Below are 14,633 nucleotides of genomic sequence, written 5' to 3'. Positions count from 1 at the left end.
CGGCCATCCCCCGCCCTCGCACACGTACGGCTGCGCGTGGGAACGCCCGCGCCCGCGCGGATGATCTTGTCACGCGCGCGTCACGCCCACCTGTCACGCAGGTGTCACGGGTGCCACACGCCCTCTGACCTGTAACTCCCTCCCCCAACCCCCGCCCGTGACACCAACCCCTGTCACGGCGCCCAGAAGGGATCACTCACGTGCCTCACCCTGAAACTCAGCCCGCTGACGAAGCGGTGCCGGACGATCTCGCGGCCCTCGGCGCCGTAGTCGCCGAGAACATCCGCCAGCACTTCCCGGCCGCCGAGGAACGGCACCGCCAGGTCCTCACGCTCGCCGAGGAGGTCGGCGAACTCGTCGGCGCCTACCGCCGCTGGGCCGGTATGGCCCGGCGCACCGGCGACTTCGCCGACGTCCAGGACGAGCTGGCCGACGTCGTCATCACGGCCTACGTCACCGCCCACGTCCTGGACATCGACCTCGACGCCGCCTGGCGCGCCAAGGCCAGGCACATCCTCACTCGCGGCTGGCGAGACCGCCCGGACGGAGGCACGCCATGAAGATCCGCCTGATGGGCCTGCCGGACGAGGTCGACCAGGCCACCGAACGCCTCAAGCAGCTCTTCAACGTCATCGACATCTCGGCCCACCGGCCGCTACGCGGCCAGAGCCGTCAGGTCTTCGTCTACATCGAGATCCGCCTCTAACAGGCGGTCCCGGCGCCAACACCGCCAAGCATCGAGCGCCGGGACCGCGTGCCCCTACCGAAAGGAGCACCCCCACCATGGCACGTCGCATGAACTCAGGCTGGCTGACCGTCCAGCAAATCCTCGACGATCTCGGTATCCCGCGCCGGACCTGGCAGCAATGGCGAGCGCTCGGCCGGACGCCCAGGTGCAAACGCCTCCCCAACGGCGAACTGCGCATTCGCCGCGCCGACTACGACGCCTGGCTCGACTCGCTGGAGGAGGTCGGCTCCAGGTGAACCTCAGTTACGACGTCCGGATCTACAAGCTTCAGTACCGCGCCGGACGGCCACGACCCTACGGCGTGCGTTGGAAGGTCGCGGGCGAGCCGTTCTCGAAGTGGTACACCACCGACGGCTTGGCCGACAGCGAGCGTTCCGGACTCCTCCAGGCCGCCCGTCGCGGTGAGGGCTTCGACACCAAGACAGGCTGGCCCCAGTCCAAGCTGCGCTCGCTGCACAACATCTCCTGGTTCCAGCACGCCACGGAGTACATCGACAAAAAGTGGCCTGCCGCGTCCGCCAATCACCGGATCTCCATGGTGGAGACCCTGGTGACTGTGACCACCGCCCTAGCGGCAGGAGAGCGCGGCCAGCCCAACGCCGAAACGCTCCGGACGGCGCTGCGCCGATGGGCCTTCAACCCCAAGCAGCGGCCCCTCCCCCGTCCGCCGGACGCCGAAGCGGCTCTGAAGTGGGTCGCCAAGGCGTCCCCCTCCATCTCCGCGCTCGCGGACCTGGCGGTACTGCGCGATGTCTTGGACGCCTGCGCGACCAACCTCGACGGCAAGCCGTCCGCGCCGTCCTACCTAAGCCGCCGGCGACGCGTGCTGTTCAACGTCCTGAAGTACGCCGTCTCTCGGAAGCGGCTGGCCGCCAACCCACTCAACGACCCGGATCTCGATTGGGACCCGCCTTCCCGGGACAGCGTCGTCGACGAAGTCGACCCGCGAGTGGTCGGCAGCCCAGCACAGATGCGCCAGATGCTCACCGCGGTCAGCTACGTCGGCCGCACCCAGGGCCCGCGGTTCGTCGCGTTCTTCGGCTGCATGTACTACGGCATGCTCCGCCCCGCCGAGGTCACCAGCCTGTGCCGCAAGGACTGCCACCTACCGCCCAGCGGTTGGGGCAAGCTCATCCTGGCCCACAGCAAACCCGCCGCCGGCAAGGCGTGGACGGACAGCGGCCAGGTGCACGAGGACCGGGGCCTGAAGGGCCGCGGCAGCCGCGAGGTCCGCGTGGTGCCGATCCCGCCCGAGCTGATCGCCCTTCTCCGAGAGCACATCCGCCGGTTCGGCGTCGCCCCGGACGGACGGCTCTTCCGCTCCGTCAACGGCGGAATCATCCACCCCTCGACGTACTGGCGCGTCTGGCAGCGCGCCCGCGCAATCGGCCTGGACCCCGACGAGCAGGACTCACCGGTCCTGGGACGCCCGTACGACCTCCGCCACGGAGGCGTGTCCTGGCGCCTGTACGCGGGCGTCCCGGCTCCGCAGGTGGCCGAGTGGGCGGGCCACAGCCTCGAAGTGCTCCAGAAGATCTACGCCAAGGTCGTCGCCGGCTTCGACGACGTCTGGTTCCAACGGATGAACGACGTGCTGAGCAGTCAGCCCGCCTCCGAAGAAGGGAAGAACCAGTGACCGCCGGGCGCCCCTCAACAGCGGCTCAGGGACCACCCGTGAAACAAATTCGTGCCAGAAGCGGTATCCCCGCTGGTCAAAGCTTTGTTCGCGCGACCTCTCCGGAGCCGTGTGCGCAGGTTCGAATCCTGCAGGGGGCACACAGAAGATGGGAACAGACCGCCGTGATTTCGGCTCTGTTCCTTCTGCATCTCCGACCCTCTCTCCGTGGCTTTCGCGAGCATCTCCACCGTATCCTCTCGCACCGTCACTCGGATCGTGACCTCATGACGAGTCCGGTTGTAGCGGATCTGGAGTTGGAAGGCCTCATGGAGCTGACGCTCCAGATCTTCGGGCAGCTCAGCCAGGCGGAGCGGGAGGCTCGGAAGAAGGTTCAGAAGCTCGGCATCGTCACCGGCCGGCGGCGCATCAACGTTGAGGCCGTCGACCTCCGCCTGCTTGGCGCGTCGAGTGGTGGTCAGTTCAATGAAGCGTCGCTGGATGGACTGCCGGTGGACCGCCGAGCCGGTCCACCGGCCGACCGCGCGGCTCGGGTCGGCCGGCTCTGGTGACGGGTGGCTGGTGAGGTCAGTGTTGAGCCGGTCGGCGATGTCCTCATAGCCCAGGCGTTCCAACGCCCGCATCTGGAAGATGGTCGTGACTGTGGGCCCCTTGGATGAATCGGGCAGCAGTCGCGTTTTGGTTTTGCCTTCAGCGCGCCTGGCCAGCACGGGTTGGGGGCATTTGTTGGCTAGGTACCCGTAGGGTATAGGCCCGATATTCCAGCCTTGCCCGGTGTGTTCACAGAAGCCATCCCAAGATAGTTGCTGCACGCTTACGAGACCGGACCCCGTTTCCAGTTTCGTGGCCCGGGGCTGGAGCAGCTTACAACTGGAGGAGTTTTTGAGACGGTGTGATTGAACGCCGGGTCGGCCCTAATGGTTGGTTGACTATTTCCAGTCGAGGCAGAGCACGACGGCGTCGTCAACGAGTTCCTGCCCCTCGTGGTAGTCGATGAGGCTGGAGAGGATCGACAGCGGCACCTCGGCGGGGTCCTGGAGGCGGCTGTTGAGGATCTGTTGTTGCAGCACCCTGGTGCCGAAGCCGTCGCCGTGCGGCGAGACGGCGGAGTAGACACCGTCGCTGACGATCACCAGACGGTCCCCGGGGTCGAGTGTGAACCTCTGGGCCTTGTACTCGGTGTCCGGGAACATTCCCAGTGGCATCTGGTGCTCCAACTCGATCGGCGCCACTTCCAGCCCGCGCATCCGGAAGATGTGGGGTGATCCCGCGTCGACGGCCGTTACCCGGCCATCGGCCAGGTCAATGCGCAGCAGCACCGTCTCGGTGAACTCCTCGCCGCGATACCGTGCGTTGACCACGGCGCCGGCGAGGCCGGCCTGCTCGGCCACATCCTCACCTGACCGCCGTGAGTTGCGAAGCGCTCCCACGGTCAGCGCGGTCAGCAGCGCCGCTTGGATGCCGGTTCCCGACCCGTTGGTCACGGTCAACGTCAGGTGGTCTTGTTCAGTGGACCAGTCGAAGTTGTCGCCGGCGATCGAGTACGCGGGTTCGAGGTGCCCGGCGAGGGAGAATTCCTTGCAGGTGCTTTCATACCCGGGTAGCAACTGCCACTGAATTTCCGCGGCCAAGGTAAGCCGCTGCCGGCGCCGCACGCGTTCATAGCGGTCGGTATGGTTCCACGCCACTTTCAGTGCGGCACCGACCAGCTCGCCGATCTCGACCAGCTCATCGACCAGTTGGTCGGCGTCGGGGGCCTTGGTGAGCACGCTGAGCACACCCAGGCGCTCGCCTCGCGCGGTGACGGGGGCGAAGATCTGACACGCGGGCTCTTGCGCCAAGGTGCTCTGCTGAACTACCGGCCGGCGGGAGGCGAACGCCTGCCCTGCCGGAGTGCCGTGCACTCTGAGCGCCTCGGCCCCGTGTTTGTCCTGGACGGGAAGTAGCACATTGAGGCGGTAATCGGCGAGGAGCAGTTGAGCGGCCACCACGACCGGGAGTTGTGCCATCAGTGCCTTTTCCAAGGCTTCCGGCAGGGAGTGCGCCGGCGCCGACCTGATCGCGCGTTCGACCTCGGCCGGCCGGGAGAGGGTGGTCATCGCCCCGCCCCCGCGGTTGCTGTCAGGTGGGGTGCGTCGGACTCTCGGTGAAGGGTAGTGGTCGGGTCGTCAACGACTGACACCGCCGTTGGGGGGGAGCACCCATGATCGGCCTGGACGGTCTCGCACCAGGCACCATCCCTGCTGAGGTCATGCACGCGGCTGACCATCTCACGCGCGTATGGGACCAGGCCCGCCAGGACGCCACACCGTCCGTGTCGGACCCGCAACTCCACTGTTTGTGGGCCATCGAGCGAAACGCGGGTCTGACTCTCAACGAACTCGCCGATCTGCTGGCCGTCCGCCCCTCGTCGGCAACGCGTTTTTGTGACCGCCTCCAGGCCACCGGGTTGCTCGAAAGGGAATCGCACGCCGTCGACCGCCGCAAGACGGTCTTGTCCCTCACCCATCACGGGCGGCAACTCCTCCACCAGATCGCCCACCGGCGCCGACGCGATCTGGCCATGCTCGTGGCCCGGATGTCGACTACCGGTCGCACCGCCCTGCTTCACGGTCTTTCTGACCTTCAGGCAGCCCTTCAAGTTACCCCAGTCTCTGACATGCCAGAAGGCCCTTACCGAGGGTCGGTTGAGTGACCGCTCCGTCACCGGCGTCCAGCCCCGCGCGGTCGCCAGGGGTCAGGGAAGGAGATCCTCCGTATTTTCCGCATGCGGACGAATCTCTCCTTGAATTGATGGGATGAGGAGCCTGCCGCGATGAGCTCTGCTCGATGGTGGGCCGGGGCTGCGGGCAAGGTCTGAGGCGCTGCGCAGTACCGACGCCCCGATCGCGACGCAGTGGTCCCTCGATCGCCGGAGGCGTAGCGAGTGGCTTCTTTGAGCCGCGGACGGCCGGGGCCGCGCGCGTGTCGAATCTAGGTACGGCGAGCCTTCATCGCTGCTGAAACGGTCTGGGGACCGGGAGCGCGCCGCGGCGTTGATGTTCCGCGGGGTTGCCTGGCGTGGTAGGTTCCACGCGACAATTAATGTCGTTAGGCAACGATCTGGGGGAGGGTGCCGTGACCGGCTTCAGGGGGCGGCGGTGTGGGCGGCGAAGGCGGCAAGGCCTTGTTGGAGATGGGTGCGCTGCTCGGCGGACATGCGGGCCAGGACCCTGGCCAGATCGACGCGTCGCTGCAACGTGATGTCGTGCAGCAGCTGCGTGCCTTCGGCGGTCGGCCGCAGGGTGACCTGGCGACGGTCGACGTCGGCGGGGGACCTGTCCAGCAGTGCGGCGACGACCAGCCGGTCGCACAGGCGGCTGACCGAGGACGGCATGGCGCCGAGTTCCGCGGCCAGTTCGCGGACGCTGATACCCGGCCTGTCGGCGACGACCTGCAAAGCGCGCAGTTGCGACGGCGGAAGATGGTTTGCCACGTGCTCTTGGGCCTGAAACCAGACGGCGACGAAGGCCCGGCCCAGCTCCGCCAGCTGCTGCGCCTCCGATCCCTCGGCAGGGGGGGCTGCCATCGGAGAGTCGATTGGCTCACGGGTGGTACGCGATGACACGGGAACTCCCGGTTTCAGTTGTGGTGCGCTGGGTCTTTCCCTTGTCCGCTCATGGCGCCTGTCTCCCTTGGCCGCTGCCCGGCCCAATGACGCCCATAAGAAAGGTACCCGGTGAACGACAACGGTGCGATGTCCACTGAGCCCGCCTCTGTCCCGCTGGATGCGTTCGTGAGCTCCCCGGGGGTGTCGGGGGCCGGGGAGGCTGTGACGGCGGTGGCGGAGATCCTGCGAGCCCGGCGGGAACAGTTGGCTCAGCGGTGGGCGGATGCGGCGCTGTTCCAGACGGTGTTCGTCGACAGCCGCGATCAGGCGGTCGCGGCCGCGCACCGGCTGGTCGCGGCCTTGGCCGACGTCGCCGCGGCGGGCCGGTGCACCGATCCGGCCGCGCCGGGGTTCGACCGGGTGCGTCCCGACCTGGCGCGGATCGTCGCGGTGCGGGCGGCGGCCGGCACCTCGGCCGAACAGGTGCACATGGAGGTCGCCGAACTGCGCCGTCCAGTGATCGCGCTGGTGCGTGACCGGTTCGGCCCCACTGGGGTGCATGCCGGGCAGGGCACGCCAGGCGGCGCCGACGAGGCGGTGGTGACCGCCGCCGAGTTGATGGGCACGCTACGGCTGGTCCTGGCCCAGACCATGACGAACAGGGACGCCGGGATCATCGCCCGGCAGCGGCAGGAGATGCTGGAGATCGCCACGCCAGTGCTGCGGCTGTGGGACGGGGTGCTGGCCGTGCCGGTCATCGGCACCCTGGACAGCGCGCGCAGCCAGGTGATGATGGAGACGCTGCTGGAGGGCATCGTCGAGCAGCGGGCCAGCGTCGCGATCCTGGACATCACGGGCGTTCCGATGGTCGACACGGTGGTCGCCCAGCACCTGATGCGCACCGCCATGGCGGTGCGGCTGATGGGCGCGGCGTGCGTGATCAGCGGCATCCGCCCGCAGATCGCCCAGACCATCGCCGCACTCGGCATCGACCTGGGTGAAGTCCGCACCCAGGCGTCGCTGGCCGACGCGCTGGAATGGGCGCTGGCCCACCTTGGCGCCTCGGGGAACCGGTGAGGCCGATGGAGCGGGTTCCCGTGCTGCCGCTGGGACAGGTGCTGCTGGCCAGCGTCCAAACCGAGGTCACCGACAACGTGGTCGTCGCCCTGCGCGAAGAACTGCTGTCGCAGGTCATCGTGCGGGGGGTCCGCGGTGTGGTCATCGACATCTCCGGCGTCCAGGTGTTCGACTCCTACCTGTCGCGGGTGGTGACCGAGACGGCGCAGGCGTTGCGGCTGCTGTCGGCGCGCACGGTGGTGGCGGGGATGAGCCCGGCGGTCGCCGTGACCATGGTGGAGATGGGCTTGGACCTTCCGGGCGTCGCCACGGCCCGGTCGCTGGCTCACGCCCTGCGGATCCTGGCCCCTGATGCCCTCTCGCCGCCCCCCTCCGCCGGGCCTGCACCGCAGGACGCGGTTTGACCGGCCCGCATCCCGGTCAGGGCGGCGCCGCCGAGTCGGGGACAGACCGGTCCGGCATGCGGTCCGGCACGGTGTGGCAGATACGCACGGACGCCGATCTCGTCGAGTTGCGCCGTGTCGTGCGTGAGCGCTCGGCCCGGTCGGGGATGTCGCTGATCGAACAGACCAAGTTCATGACGGCCGCCAGCGAACTGGCCCGCAACACGCTGGTTCATGGAGGCGGCGGTCAAGTCGAGATCATCGAGCTGCGACGGGCCGGCACGGACGCCGAGGAGCGCGGGGTGCGGCTGGTGTTCACCGATCAGGGGCCCGGCATCGCCGACGTGGCACAGGCGATGACCGCCGGCTACACCTCGGGCGGTGGCCTCGGACTCGGCCTGGGCGGGGCCCGCCGCCTGGTCGAGGACTTCCGGCTGCACACCACCCCCGGCTCGGGCACCACCGTCGTCATCGCCTCGTGGGCACGTGCGGGCCGCCCGAGCCGCGGCGCCGCCCTCCACACCCTCCACGACAGTGATCAGGGCGGCATCGGGGCGCGCTGGTGACGCGCATTGTGATGACCGCCGGGCAGGTGGCACCGATCCGGGACCCCAGCGACCTGCACACGGTCCGCAACCTGGCGGCGCGGGCGGCGGACGCCGCCGGGCTGTCCGGGCGCGAACACGCGGCCAGTGAACTCGTGGCCGCCGAACTCGCGACCAATCTGCTCCGCCATGCCCGGGGCGGCCACCTGCTCATCAACATCATCGACCCCGTCCCCGGCACGTTGCAGCTGGCCGCGGTCGACGATGGACCCGGCATCAACGACATCACGGCCTGCATGGCCGACGGCTTCTCCACCGCCGGGTCCCTGGGCGGGGGGCTGGGGGCCTGTCGCCGTGCCGCCACCATGTTCGACCTGTACAGCCTGCCCGGGCAGGGCACCGTCGCGCTCGCACAGATCCGACGTCCCGCCGACGGTGGAGACGAACCGGTCGGCGGGAACGGGCCGAGCGGTCATCGAGGCAGGCAAGCCCAGTCGATCCAGGTCGGCGGTGTCCTCACCCCTCACCCGCATCAAGCCGTCAGCGGTGACGGCTGGTGCGCCATGCTCCCCGACGACGCCTCGGCCCTGACCATCGCGGTGGCGGACGGACTGGGCCACGGCCCGCACGCCGCTCACGCCGCCCGCCGGGCCCTCGATCTCATCGTCCAGCAACCCGAGACGGATCTGCGACAGCGGCTGGCCGCCCTCGACCAGCCGTTGCGCGACACCCGCGGCGCCGCCATCGCGCTCTCGCGCATCGAGGCGCACCTCTCATCCGACGCCCTGGTGGAGTTCGCGGGGATCGGCAACATCCAGGCCCAGATGCAGTCGGCCGCTGGGAACCGGTCGCTCGCCTCACGGCCGGGCGTCGTCGGCGCGGGACCGCTCCGGCGCTCGATCCCCTGCCCGCCGATGCCCTGGAACCGGCCGGGCGTCCTGGTGGTCACCACCGACGGCATCGGGAGATACGACCTGGCCCATTACCCAGGCGTCCACCGCAACCACCCAGCCGTCCTGGCCGCGCTCGTGTGGCGCGACGCACACCGCGGAACCGACGACGCCACCGTCGTGGTGGCCCTCCCCCAGAAGGACACGCGATGAGCAAGCAAGAAGTCTTCCGGGTTTCCCCACCGCGCGACCAGGCGCAGACGCTCAAAGCGGTCGCCATGGTGCTGACCGCCTCCCGGCATTACCAGCTACCGGCGGCCGAACAGGTCCACCTGGTGACCGCCGCCTTCGAAGCGATACGACCCCAGCCGGGCACCGGACTCGCCCTCAAGGTCTCCGAAGCCGATACCGGTGACGATCCCGCAGGCGGGTGGCGGTTGCAGTTGACCACCGGGCGGCACTCTCCCACCGAGGAGATACTGGCCTCCGTCCCGCTACCAGAACCGCCCGCCCCCTCGCCCGCACTGCGCGCCGACCTCGGAGCCGCCCGGCACAGCGACCCCGCCGACCAGGCGCTGCGATTGCTGGACCTGCTGTCGGAGCAGCGCAGCCGCATGGAATGGCTGGTCCAGGAACTGGAGCGCACCGACCGAGGCACTTTGGAACTGCATCAGGAACTCTCCCAAGCCACCGAACGCCTGCGCGAGGCCGGCCGCACCCAAGCCCGTCTGCTGAAAGCCGAACGGCACGCGCGAGCCGCCGCCGAAGCCGCGCGATCACGCCTGGCGTTCCTGGCACACGCCGGCGCGACCCTTTCCGCCTCCCTGGACGACCAGCAGATCCTCGGACGGCTGTGCGCCCTCATCGACGTCCAGAACCTGGCGCAGATGACCATCTGGCTCGGCCGCGACCCCTGCGCCCTGCTCCCCCACGACGCCCAATCCATAGAGGGACCGCCCAGCCTCGCCCGGTTGGCCCACACCTCCAAAATCTCTCACCACGCCACCCCTCATCCACCACGAACGGCGACCACCGGCGGCCCGGTCGTCACCACCGCACCCGACGAACTGCTGGCGATACCGCTGATCTCCCGCGCCCAGGCCCTCGGAGTGATCACCTACCGTCCACTGCACGGCGCCTTCACCCCTGAAGACGTGGCCGTCTACGGCGAACTGTCGCGACTCAGCGCCGTGGCCCTGGACAACGCGCAGCGCTACCAACACGAACACGATGTCGCCCACCACCTCCAGCAGGCGATGCTCACCGACCTGCCCACCCCCACGCCCACCCCCCAGGCGCCCCACCTCTCGCCCGCGCAAAAGTTGCATTTCCACGCCCGCTACTTGCCCGCCGAGGCCGGGCTCAACGTCGGCGGCGACTGGTACGACGTGTTCCACCACCCCGAAGGCCACACCATCGCCGCCATCGGTGACGTCACCGGACACGGCCTGCACGCCGCCACCCTCATGGGGCAACTGCGCACCACCCTGCGCGCCTACGCCCTCAACACCCCCAGCGCCGGCGACGTCCTGACGCACATGCATCAGCACCTCATTCATCTGCAACCCGACGACCTCGCCACGGCCCTGATCGCCCAACTCCACCCGGACGGCCGCCTCCTCTGGGCCACCGCCGGCCACCCCCAGCCCCTCCTGCGCGATGGCAACGGAGAGGTGCATACCCTCAAGGGCCGCGGCCTCTTGCTCGGCGCCCCCTTCGCCGACATCACCCACCCCACCCACCACACCCGGCTCCTCCCCGGCAGCACCCTGCTGATGTACACCGACGGCCTCATCGAACGCCGCGACAACACCCTCGACGAAGGAACCCAGCGACTCGCAAGGACCTTCGCCACCGCAACCGGCGACCTGGAAACCATCGCCGACCAACTCCTGGACGCCATGCTCACCGACAGCAACCGGGAGGACGACACCTGCCTGCTGCTCTGCCACCTACCTCCCATCGCCCTGACCCCCCACGACACCAACCAACCCCCGAAAACAGTGGCAGAACCCAGCACATGACGGCATCGTCGCCCAGGGTCGCTATATAGCCAAAGGCCCGCCTGTGGCGGACGAGAAGCCAGAGTCCAGCCACTTCAACACCATGGACGTGCGGCCTCGGCCTCCAGCAGGCCCCGCAACGCTCTCGGCCAGAGTCCGCGCGGCCAGAAGCACGGCGAAGGCCCCGGACGCGGTATGGCGCCGGGGTAATAGAGGAAGCTCCCTTACGGGCCTAAGGGTTAGGACACAGCTTTCCCTGAGCCTGTCGCGGTGGCGCAGCTACCGGTGTCCAGCCACCGCACGGCGGTTCCCACATCCGATTGCAGGTGGACGCCTCGATCCAGAGCGGTCATGGTGAAGACGCGGCGGACGCGGTCATGCAGCCCAACGGCGACCAGGCTGACGCCGCGGCGTTCCGCGCGATGGTAGGCGCGGGCGAAGGTGCTCAGGCCGCTGGAATCGCAGAACTCCACGCCCCCCATATCCACGATCACCGCCAAGTCGGTCTCGGCGATCGCCGCTTTCAGGCACTCGGCCAGCAGGAGATGGGTGCGGGCATCGATCGTCCCGGTGGCGGCGACCAGCGCATAGCCCCCCAGAGCCGACCGCTGGAGGGCCAAGGCAGGTTCGGCGTTCACCGGGGACCGCCGCAGGATGCATGGCCTTGCGCGCCGGGGCGGGTCTGGCCCTGTCGAAGAAACAGGCCCACCAGCGCTTCGACGCGGCGGCCCACTGCGGCGGGGTGCCGGAACTGCCGCCCGGCTTGCACGGTGTAGGCGTTGCAGCGGCCGACGCGAGCCCGGACCAGATAACCCGCCTCGACCAGGTCGTTGACGATCGTCTGAGCGGTGCGTTCGGTGATGCCGATGCAGCCCGACAGATCCCGGATACGGATCTGCGGATCGCGGGCGATGGCGATCAGCACCCGGGCGTGGTTGGTCAGGAAGCTCCAACCTCGTCCCGCGCCGTTCGAGAACGCCACACGATCACCTCCCCGGAAACGCGCCCAGCCACTCAAGCGAACATTATTTCAGGTAATGGATCGCAGGGGAAGCAGCCTCGCTCCGACCGCGTCGACAGCTCCGCAAACTGCGCACACTGCGCACACTGCGCACACTGCGCACACCAGACGATCTCGCTCCCGGGCAGGCCGGGACGGCCGTCCCGGCAACCTTCGTCTCAGCTGGCGACTCAGCCTTTGCATTGATCACGATTCATGACGCGGGCGACGTTTGTGGATGGGGAAAGCGACCCAGGCAACGGCCTCCGAGTGATCACGTGCTCCAACGATCAAAGCCCTGATCGTGAAATCGCCGTTTCGTGACGTGATCAGCTCCTCGGGATCTGTGCCGACCAGAACCGGAGCGGCGGCGGTGAACCCGAACTGGGAGGCGGTCAGCGGTCGCCCGGCCCACTCGCCAGTGCTTCGGCCAGGTAGGCGACCGTTCGCTCGCTGTTCGTCCGCACCATCTCGCCGTACTCGGCGGCGACTCGCACGTCGAGGATCAGCGGATGCTCAAACTGGACCTGGTGCTCGATCTCGGCGTAAGTGTCGATGCTGGCCGCGTCCCAGTCGCACGGGATCAGGTTGCCAGTGTGAGCGTCGCGCGTTCGCCTCTGCCCTAAATTGCCGGTCTGACCCATATGCCGCTGGGAGTGGGACCAATCGAATATCGGACCCGCCCGTGATGTACTGCTTCCCCACCCATAACGCATGACGTGGTTCGGCCCTGCACCTTAGCCTGGGATTGTCTAGGTCACCGAGGAGCAAGGAACAGGGCCGATGCCTAAGCCCCGTCGCCGCAGTTCACCTGATGGACAAGGCCGACAAGTTGTCCGGAGACACCTTCGCCTTCTCGATCTTCGCCCGGTCCATCGTGTCGGAGATGCTCCTCAACCCCCCCTGCAATCGTCGCCGAGGACGTTCGGAGGCTCGCTCGCACCCTTCGCGTGATCGCCTGAGCATGATCGCGCAAGGGTGAGGAATCCTCCCCTTGATAAAGGGGAGGAACACTACCTCTGGCACACGCGTTTTTGCGCCTCAATGCGTCTTGTGGCACATACTCAGACGTCCGGGAAGATCGAGCCCCGGGTTCAGCTGAGCTTCCGGCGCAGTCCCGGGGCCGGCGGCGACGTCCGGCGGATCGCTTCAGTGGTGCACTGGGCGCCACTCGCGATGAGCGTGCAGTGTATGCACCGGCATCGGCTACGTGGTGCAGACGCCACGTCACAGTTGCTTCTGCGTTTACGGTCCCGAGCACCTCGGACGCCGAGCCGGAGAGACCGCTCATGAAGCGGCATCAGGAACGCTGTGTCGATCGCGCCATTGCCCACTAGCCCTGTCTCAGCCGGGGAACGGCGCCGTTCTGCCGCTGCGGGACCTCGCCCGTCGCCTCGAATCCCGCGCCCGGGCGTGCGAGGACGTCGGTAACGGCGATGACATGCGCGGTGGTTGCAGCGGTGTCGATCACGAGCGAGGAACCCGAGGCCGAGAAAGCTCAACCTAAAGGTTGACTATCGACTGGCCTGCGCTCTATGTTCAACCTTATGGTTGAGCATTCCGCTGGGATGGACACGGTCTTTGGCGCGCTCGCGCACCCAGCGCGCCGCGCGATGCTCGACCGGCTCGCCGCCCGGGAGCGCACCGTCAGCGAGCTCGCGGCGCCGCTGTCGATGTCGCTGGCGGCGGCCTCCAAGCACGTCAAGGTCCTCGAACGGGCCGGGCTGGTCCGCCGGACCGTTGTCGGGCGCATCCACTGGTGTCGTCTCGACCCCGGGCCGCTGGCGAGCGCCATCGCCTGGCTGCGGGTCTACGAGCAGTACTGGAACGAGCGGCTCGATGCCCTCGAAGACCTGTTCACCCCATCGAATCCCGATCAGGAGGAGACATGACAATCCCCACCGGCACGGCGGTCCGCCTCGAGCGCACGATCCCCGCGCCGCCTGCGCAGGTCTACCGCGCGTGGCTCGACCCGGAGATTCTCCGACGTTGGTTCGCGCCGTCGGGCTGGGAGGCGGTGCGCGTCGAGGTGGACGAGCGCGTCGGCGGGCACCTGCGCGCCTGGCACGTCGACCCGCAAGAACACCTCGACCCGCAAGAACAGGCAGGCGGCCCCGAGTGCCGCATCGTCGAGCTGGTGCCCGACGAGCGCATTGTGCTCGACTGGTGGTTCGTCGGTCCGACCCGGGAGATCGAGCGCGACCAGGCCTCCCGGCTGACCGTGACCCTGCGCGCGGTCGGCGACGGCACGCACCTGACGCTGGTGCATGATCGGCTCGACGGACTCGCCGCCGCGCTGCCTGAGGTCGCCCGCAACGTCGAGGCCGGCTGGACCGGCACGCTCGGTCGCCTCGCCACGACGATGGCCGCGCGGGCGACGTTGTCACCCGAGTAGATCGCCGAGGCTTTGAACCGACCGGCCGACTGACCCGACCCCGATAGCCCCGCCACCGAGACCGGCGTTCGCTCCGCCCTCATGCGATGTGAACCTCAAGGAACAGGCCGCCCAGTCCGACATCGGCCGGTACCGGATAGCCGACCATCAGCATGGCGTGCGGCTCGGAGTTCTGGAATGACGCGTAAAGCTGTTCGAGGCTGTCCTCGGCGCGGCAGTCGGCCCAGCGCAGCACGGGGGGTGTCTCCTGAAGGCTGCGCCACCGGCGGCGGCAGTGCACGAGGGCGTCGTAGGGGCGGTCGCACGTCCGGACGATGACCGGGAAACTGCACGCCGAGCAGCCGGTAGGGCTTGCCGACATACCATT

19 protein-coding genes are annotated in these 14,633 nt (G+C 68.5%); 12 read left to right on the top strand and 7 right to left on the bottom strand.

Annotated features, from left to right (window positions below):
• The first annotated feature begins 236 nt into the window (after positions 1-236).
• The 4 genes from K2F47_RS15520 (at position 237) to K2F47_RS15505 (ending at position 2,384) form a co-directional block, all read left to right on the top strand.
• Positions 237-560 (top strand): pyrophosphohydrolase domain-containing protein, encoded by a 324-nt coding sequence (locus K2F47_RS15520; RefSeq protein ID WP_242903689.1) that lies wholly within the window; start codon positions 237-239, stop codon positions 558-560.
• Positions 557-706, top strand: a complete 150-nt coding sequence (locus K2F47_RS15515; protein WP_242903688.1) for a hypothetical protein — start codon at positions 557-559, stop codon at positions 704-706. The genes K2F47_RS15520 and K2F47_RS15515 overlap by 4 nt, the downstream gene beginning before the upstream one ends.
• A 77-nt stretch (positions 707-783) precedes the next feature.
• Positions 784-984 carry a helix-turn-helix transcriptional regulator gene (locus K2F47_RS15510; protein WP_242903686.1) on the top strand — a complete coding sequence of 67 codons (201 nt, stop codon included), beginning with the start codon at positions 784-786 and terminating at the stop codon, positions 982-984.
• Positions 981-2,384: a tyrosine-type recombinase/integrase gene (locus K2F47_RS15505; protein WP_242903685.1), complete on the top strand. Its 1,404-nt coding sequence runs from the start codon at positions 981-983 to the stop codon at positions 2,382-2,384. Before K2F47_RS15510 ends, K2F47_RS15505 begins: the two co-directional genes overlap by 4 nt.
• A gap of 14 nt (positions 2,385-2,398) precedes the next feature.
• Here the strand turns inward: K2F47_RS15505 and K2F47_RS15500 are convergent, their stop codons facing one another.
• Together K2F47_RS15500 and K2F47_RS15495 are read right to left on the bottom strand one after the other, a co-directional pair.
• Positions 2,399-3,007 (bottom strand): hypothetical protein, encoded by a 609-nt coding sequence (locus tag K2F47_RS15500; protein WP_242903683.1) that lies wholly within the window; start codon positions 3,005-3,007, stop codon positions 2,399-2,401.
• Positions 3,008-3,313: 306 nt separating this feature from the next.
• A complete protein-coding gene (locus K2F47_RS15495) occupies positions 3,314-4,483 on the bottom strand; it encodes a PP2C family protein-serine/threonine phosphatase (RefSeq protein WP_242903682.1) in 1,170 nt (389 codons plus the stop codon).
• Between the two features lie 104 nt (positions 4,484-4,587).
• Here K2F47_RS15495 and K2F47_RS15490 point away from each other — a divergent pair, with 104 nt between their 5' ends.
• Positions 4,588-5,079 carry a MarR family winged helix-turn-helix transcriptional regulator gene (locus tag K2F47_RS15490; RefSeq protein ID WP_242903680.1) on the top strand — a complete coding sequence of 164 codons (492 nt, stop codon included), beginning with the start codon at positions 4,588-4,590 and terminating at the stop codon, positions 5,077-5,079.
• Positions 5,080-5,511: 432 nt separating this feature from the next.
• Here K2F47_RS15490 and K2F47_RS15485 read toward each other — a convergent pair whose 3' ends face one another.
• A complete protein-coding gene (locus K2F47_RS15485) occupies positions 5,512-5,952 on the bottom strand; it encodes a MarR family winged helix-turn-helix transcriptional regulator (RefSeq protein ID WP_242903678.1) in 441 nt (146 codons plus the stop codon).
• Between the two features lie 207 nt (positions 5,953-6,159).
• On the opposite strand from K2F47_RS15485, the gene K2F47_RS15480 reads away from it, so the two are divergent.
• The 5 genes from K2F47_RS15480 to K2F47_RS15460 are packed head-to-tail and all read left to right on the top strand — an operon-like array spanning position 6,160 to position 10,892.
• Positions 6,160-7,050: an STAS domain-containing protein gene (locus tag K2F47_RS15480; protein ID WP_242903676.1), complete on the top strand. Its 891-nt coding sequence runs from the start codon at positions 6,160-6,162 to the stop codon at positions 7,048-7,050.
• A gap of 5 nt (positions 7,051-7,055) precedes the next feature.
• Positions 7,056-7,454 carry an STAS domain-containing protein gene (locus K2F47_RS15475; protein ID WP_242903674.1) on the top strand — a complete coding sequence of 133 codons (399 nt, stop codon included), beginning with the start codon at positions 7,056-7,058 and terminating at the stop codon, positions 7,452-7,454.
• Positions 7,451-7,999 (top strand): ATP-binding protein, encoded by a 549-nt coding sequence (locus K2F47_RS15470; protein WP_308198417.1) that lies wholly within the window; start codon positions 7,451-7,453, stop codon positions 7,997-7,999. Before K2F47_RS15475 ends, K2F47_RS15470 begins: the two co-directional genes overlap by 4 nt.
• Positions 7,996-9,081, top strand: coding sequence for an ATP-binding protein (locus K2F47_RS15465; RefSeq protein ID WP_242903672.1), 1,086 nt, complete (start codon positions 7,996-7,998; stop codon positions 9,079-9,081). The genes K2F47_RS15470 and K2F47_RS15465 overlap by 4 nt, the downstream gene beginning before the upstream one ends.
• Positions 9,078-10,892: a PP2C family protein-serine/threonine phosphatase gene (locus K2F47_RS15460; protein ID WP_242903671.1), complete on the top strand. Its 1,815-nt coding sequence runs from the start codon at positions 9,078-9,080 to the stop codon at positions 10,890-10,892. The genes K2F47_RS15465 and K2F47_RS15460 overlap by 4 nt, the downstream gene beginning before the upstream one ends.
• Before the next feature lie 218 nt (positions 10,893-11,110).
• On the opposite strand, the gene K2F47_RS15455 is transcribed toward K2F47_RS15460, so the two are convergent.
• The 3 genes from K2F47_RS15455 to K2F47_RS15445 all read right to left on the bottom strand — a co-directional run bounded on the left by K2F47_RS15455 (position 11,111) and on the right by K2F47_RS15445 (position 12,515).
• On the bottom strand, positions 11,111-11,509 hold the full coding sequence (locus tag K2F47_RS15455; protein WP_242903669.1) for an STAS domain-containing protein: 399 nt from the start codon (positions 11,507-11,509) through the stop codon (positions 11,111-11,113).
• The gene (locus K2F47_RS15450; RefSeq protein ID WP_242903668.1) at positions 11,506-11,853 is read right to left on the bottom strand and encodes a MarR family transcriptional regulator; all 348 of its coding nucleotides are present in this window, start codon (positions 11,851-11,853) and stop codon (positions 11,506-11,508) included. The genes K2F47_RS15455 and K2F47_RS15450 overlap by 4 nt, the downstream gene beginning before the upstream one ends.
• 413 nt (positions 11,854-12,266) lie before the next feature.
• Positions 12,267-12,515 (bottom strand): hypothetical protein, encoded by a 249-nt coding sequence (locus K2F47_RS15445; protein ID WP_242903666.1) that lies wholly within the window; start codon positions 12,513-12,515, stop codon positions 12,267-12,269.
• Positions 12,516-13,439: 924 nt separating this feature from the next.
• Here K2F47_RS15445 and K2F47_RS15440 point away from each other — a divergent pair.
• Both K2F47_RS15440 and K2F47_RS15435 read left to right on the top strand, forming a co-directional pair.
• A complete protein-coding gene (locus K2F47_RS15440; protein ID WP_242903664.1) occupies positions 13,440-13,763 on the top strand; it encodes an ArsR/SmtB family transcription factor in 324 nt (107 codons plus the stop codon).
• A complete protein-coding gene (locus tag K2F47_RS15435; protein WP_242903662.1) occupies positions 13,760-14,266 on the top strand; it encodes an SRPBCC family protein in 507 nt (168 codons plus the stop codon). The genes K2F47_RS15440 and K2F47_RS15435 overlap by 4 nt, the downstream gene beginning before the upstream one ends.
• A gap of 79 nt (positions 14,267-14,345) precedes the next feature.
• Here K2F47_RS15435 and K2F47_RS15430 read toward each other — a convergent pair whose 3' ends face one another.
• A complete protein-coding gene (locus K2F47_RS15430; RefSeq protein ID WP_242903660.1) occupies positions 14,346-14,627 on the bottom strand; it encodes a hypothetical protein in 282 nt (93 codons plus the stop codon).
• Between the last annotated feature and the right edge of the window lie 6 nt (positions 14,628-14,633).

Origin of the sequence: Actinomadura terrae, assembly GCF_022751215.1 — a bacterium.
In the GTDB taxonomy this organism is placed as follows: Bacteria; Actinomycetota; Actinomycetes; order Streptosporangiales; family Streptosporangiaceae; genus Spirillospora; species Spirillospora terrae.
This window is presented reverse-complemented; position numbering and strand designations above follow the sequence as displayed.

Excerpts from the sequence above, each read along its gene's own strand:
- K2F47_RS15515 (WP_242903688.1), top strand. The coding sequence starts at position 557 with ATGAAGATCCGCCTGATGGGCCTGCCGGACGAGGTCGACCAGGCCACC.
- K2F47_RS15510 (WP_242903686.1), top strand. The coding sequence starts at position 784 with ATGGCACGTCGCATGAACTCAGGCTGGCTGACCGTCCAGCAAATCCTC.
- K2F47_RS15500 (WP_242903683.1), bottom strand. The coding sequence starts at position 3,007 with ATGCGGGCGTTGGAACGCCTGGGCTATGAGGACATCGCCGACCGGCTC.
- K2F47_RS15495 (WP_242903682.1), bottom strand. The coding sequence starts at position 4,483 with ATGACCACCCTCTCCCGGCCGGCCGAGGTCGAACGCGCGATCAGGTCG.
- K2F47_RS15490 (WP_242903680.1), top strand. The coding sequence starts at position 4,588 with ATGATCGGCCTGGACGGTCTCGCACCAGGCACCATCCCTGCTGAGGTC.
- K2F47_RS15485 (WP_242903678.1), bottom strand. The coding sequence starts at position 5,952 with ATGGCAGCCCCCCCTGCCGAGGGATCGGAGGCGCAGCAGCTGGCGGAG.
- K2F47_RS15475 (WP_242903674.1), top strand. The coding sequence starts at position 7,056 with ATGGAGCGGGTTCCCGTGCTGCCGCTGGGACAGGTGCTGCTGGCCAGC.
- K2F47_RS15460 (WP_242903671.1), top strand. The coding sequence starts at position 9,078 with ATGAGCAAGCAAGAAGTCTTCCGGGTTTCCCCACCGCGCGACCAGGCG.
- K2F47_RS15445 (WP_242903666.1), bottom strand. The coding sequence starts at position 12,515 with ATGGGTCAGACCGGCAATTTAGGGCAGAGGCGAACGCGCGACGCTCAC.
- K2F47_RS15440 (WP_242903664.1), top strand. The coding sequence starts at position 13,440 with ATGGACACGGTCTTTGGCGCGCTCGCGCACCCAGCGCGCCGCGCGATG.
- K2F47_RS15435 (WP_242903662.1), top strand. The coding sequence starts at position 13,760 with ATGACAATCCCCACCGGCACGGCGGTCCGCCTCGAGCGCACGATCCCC.
- K2F47_RS15430 (WP_242903660.1), bottom strand. The coding sequence starts at position 14,627 with ATGTCGGCAAGCCCTACCGGCTGCTCGGCGTGCAGTTTCCCGGTCATC.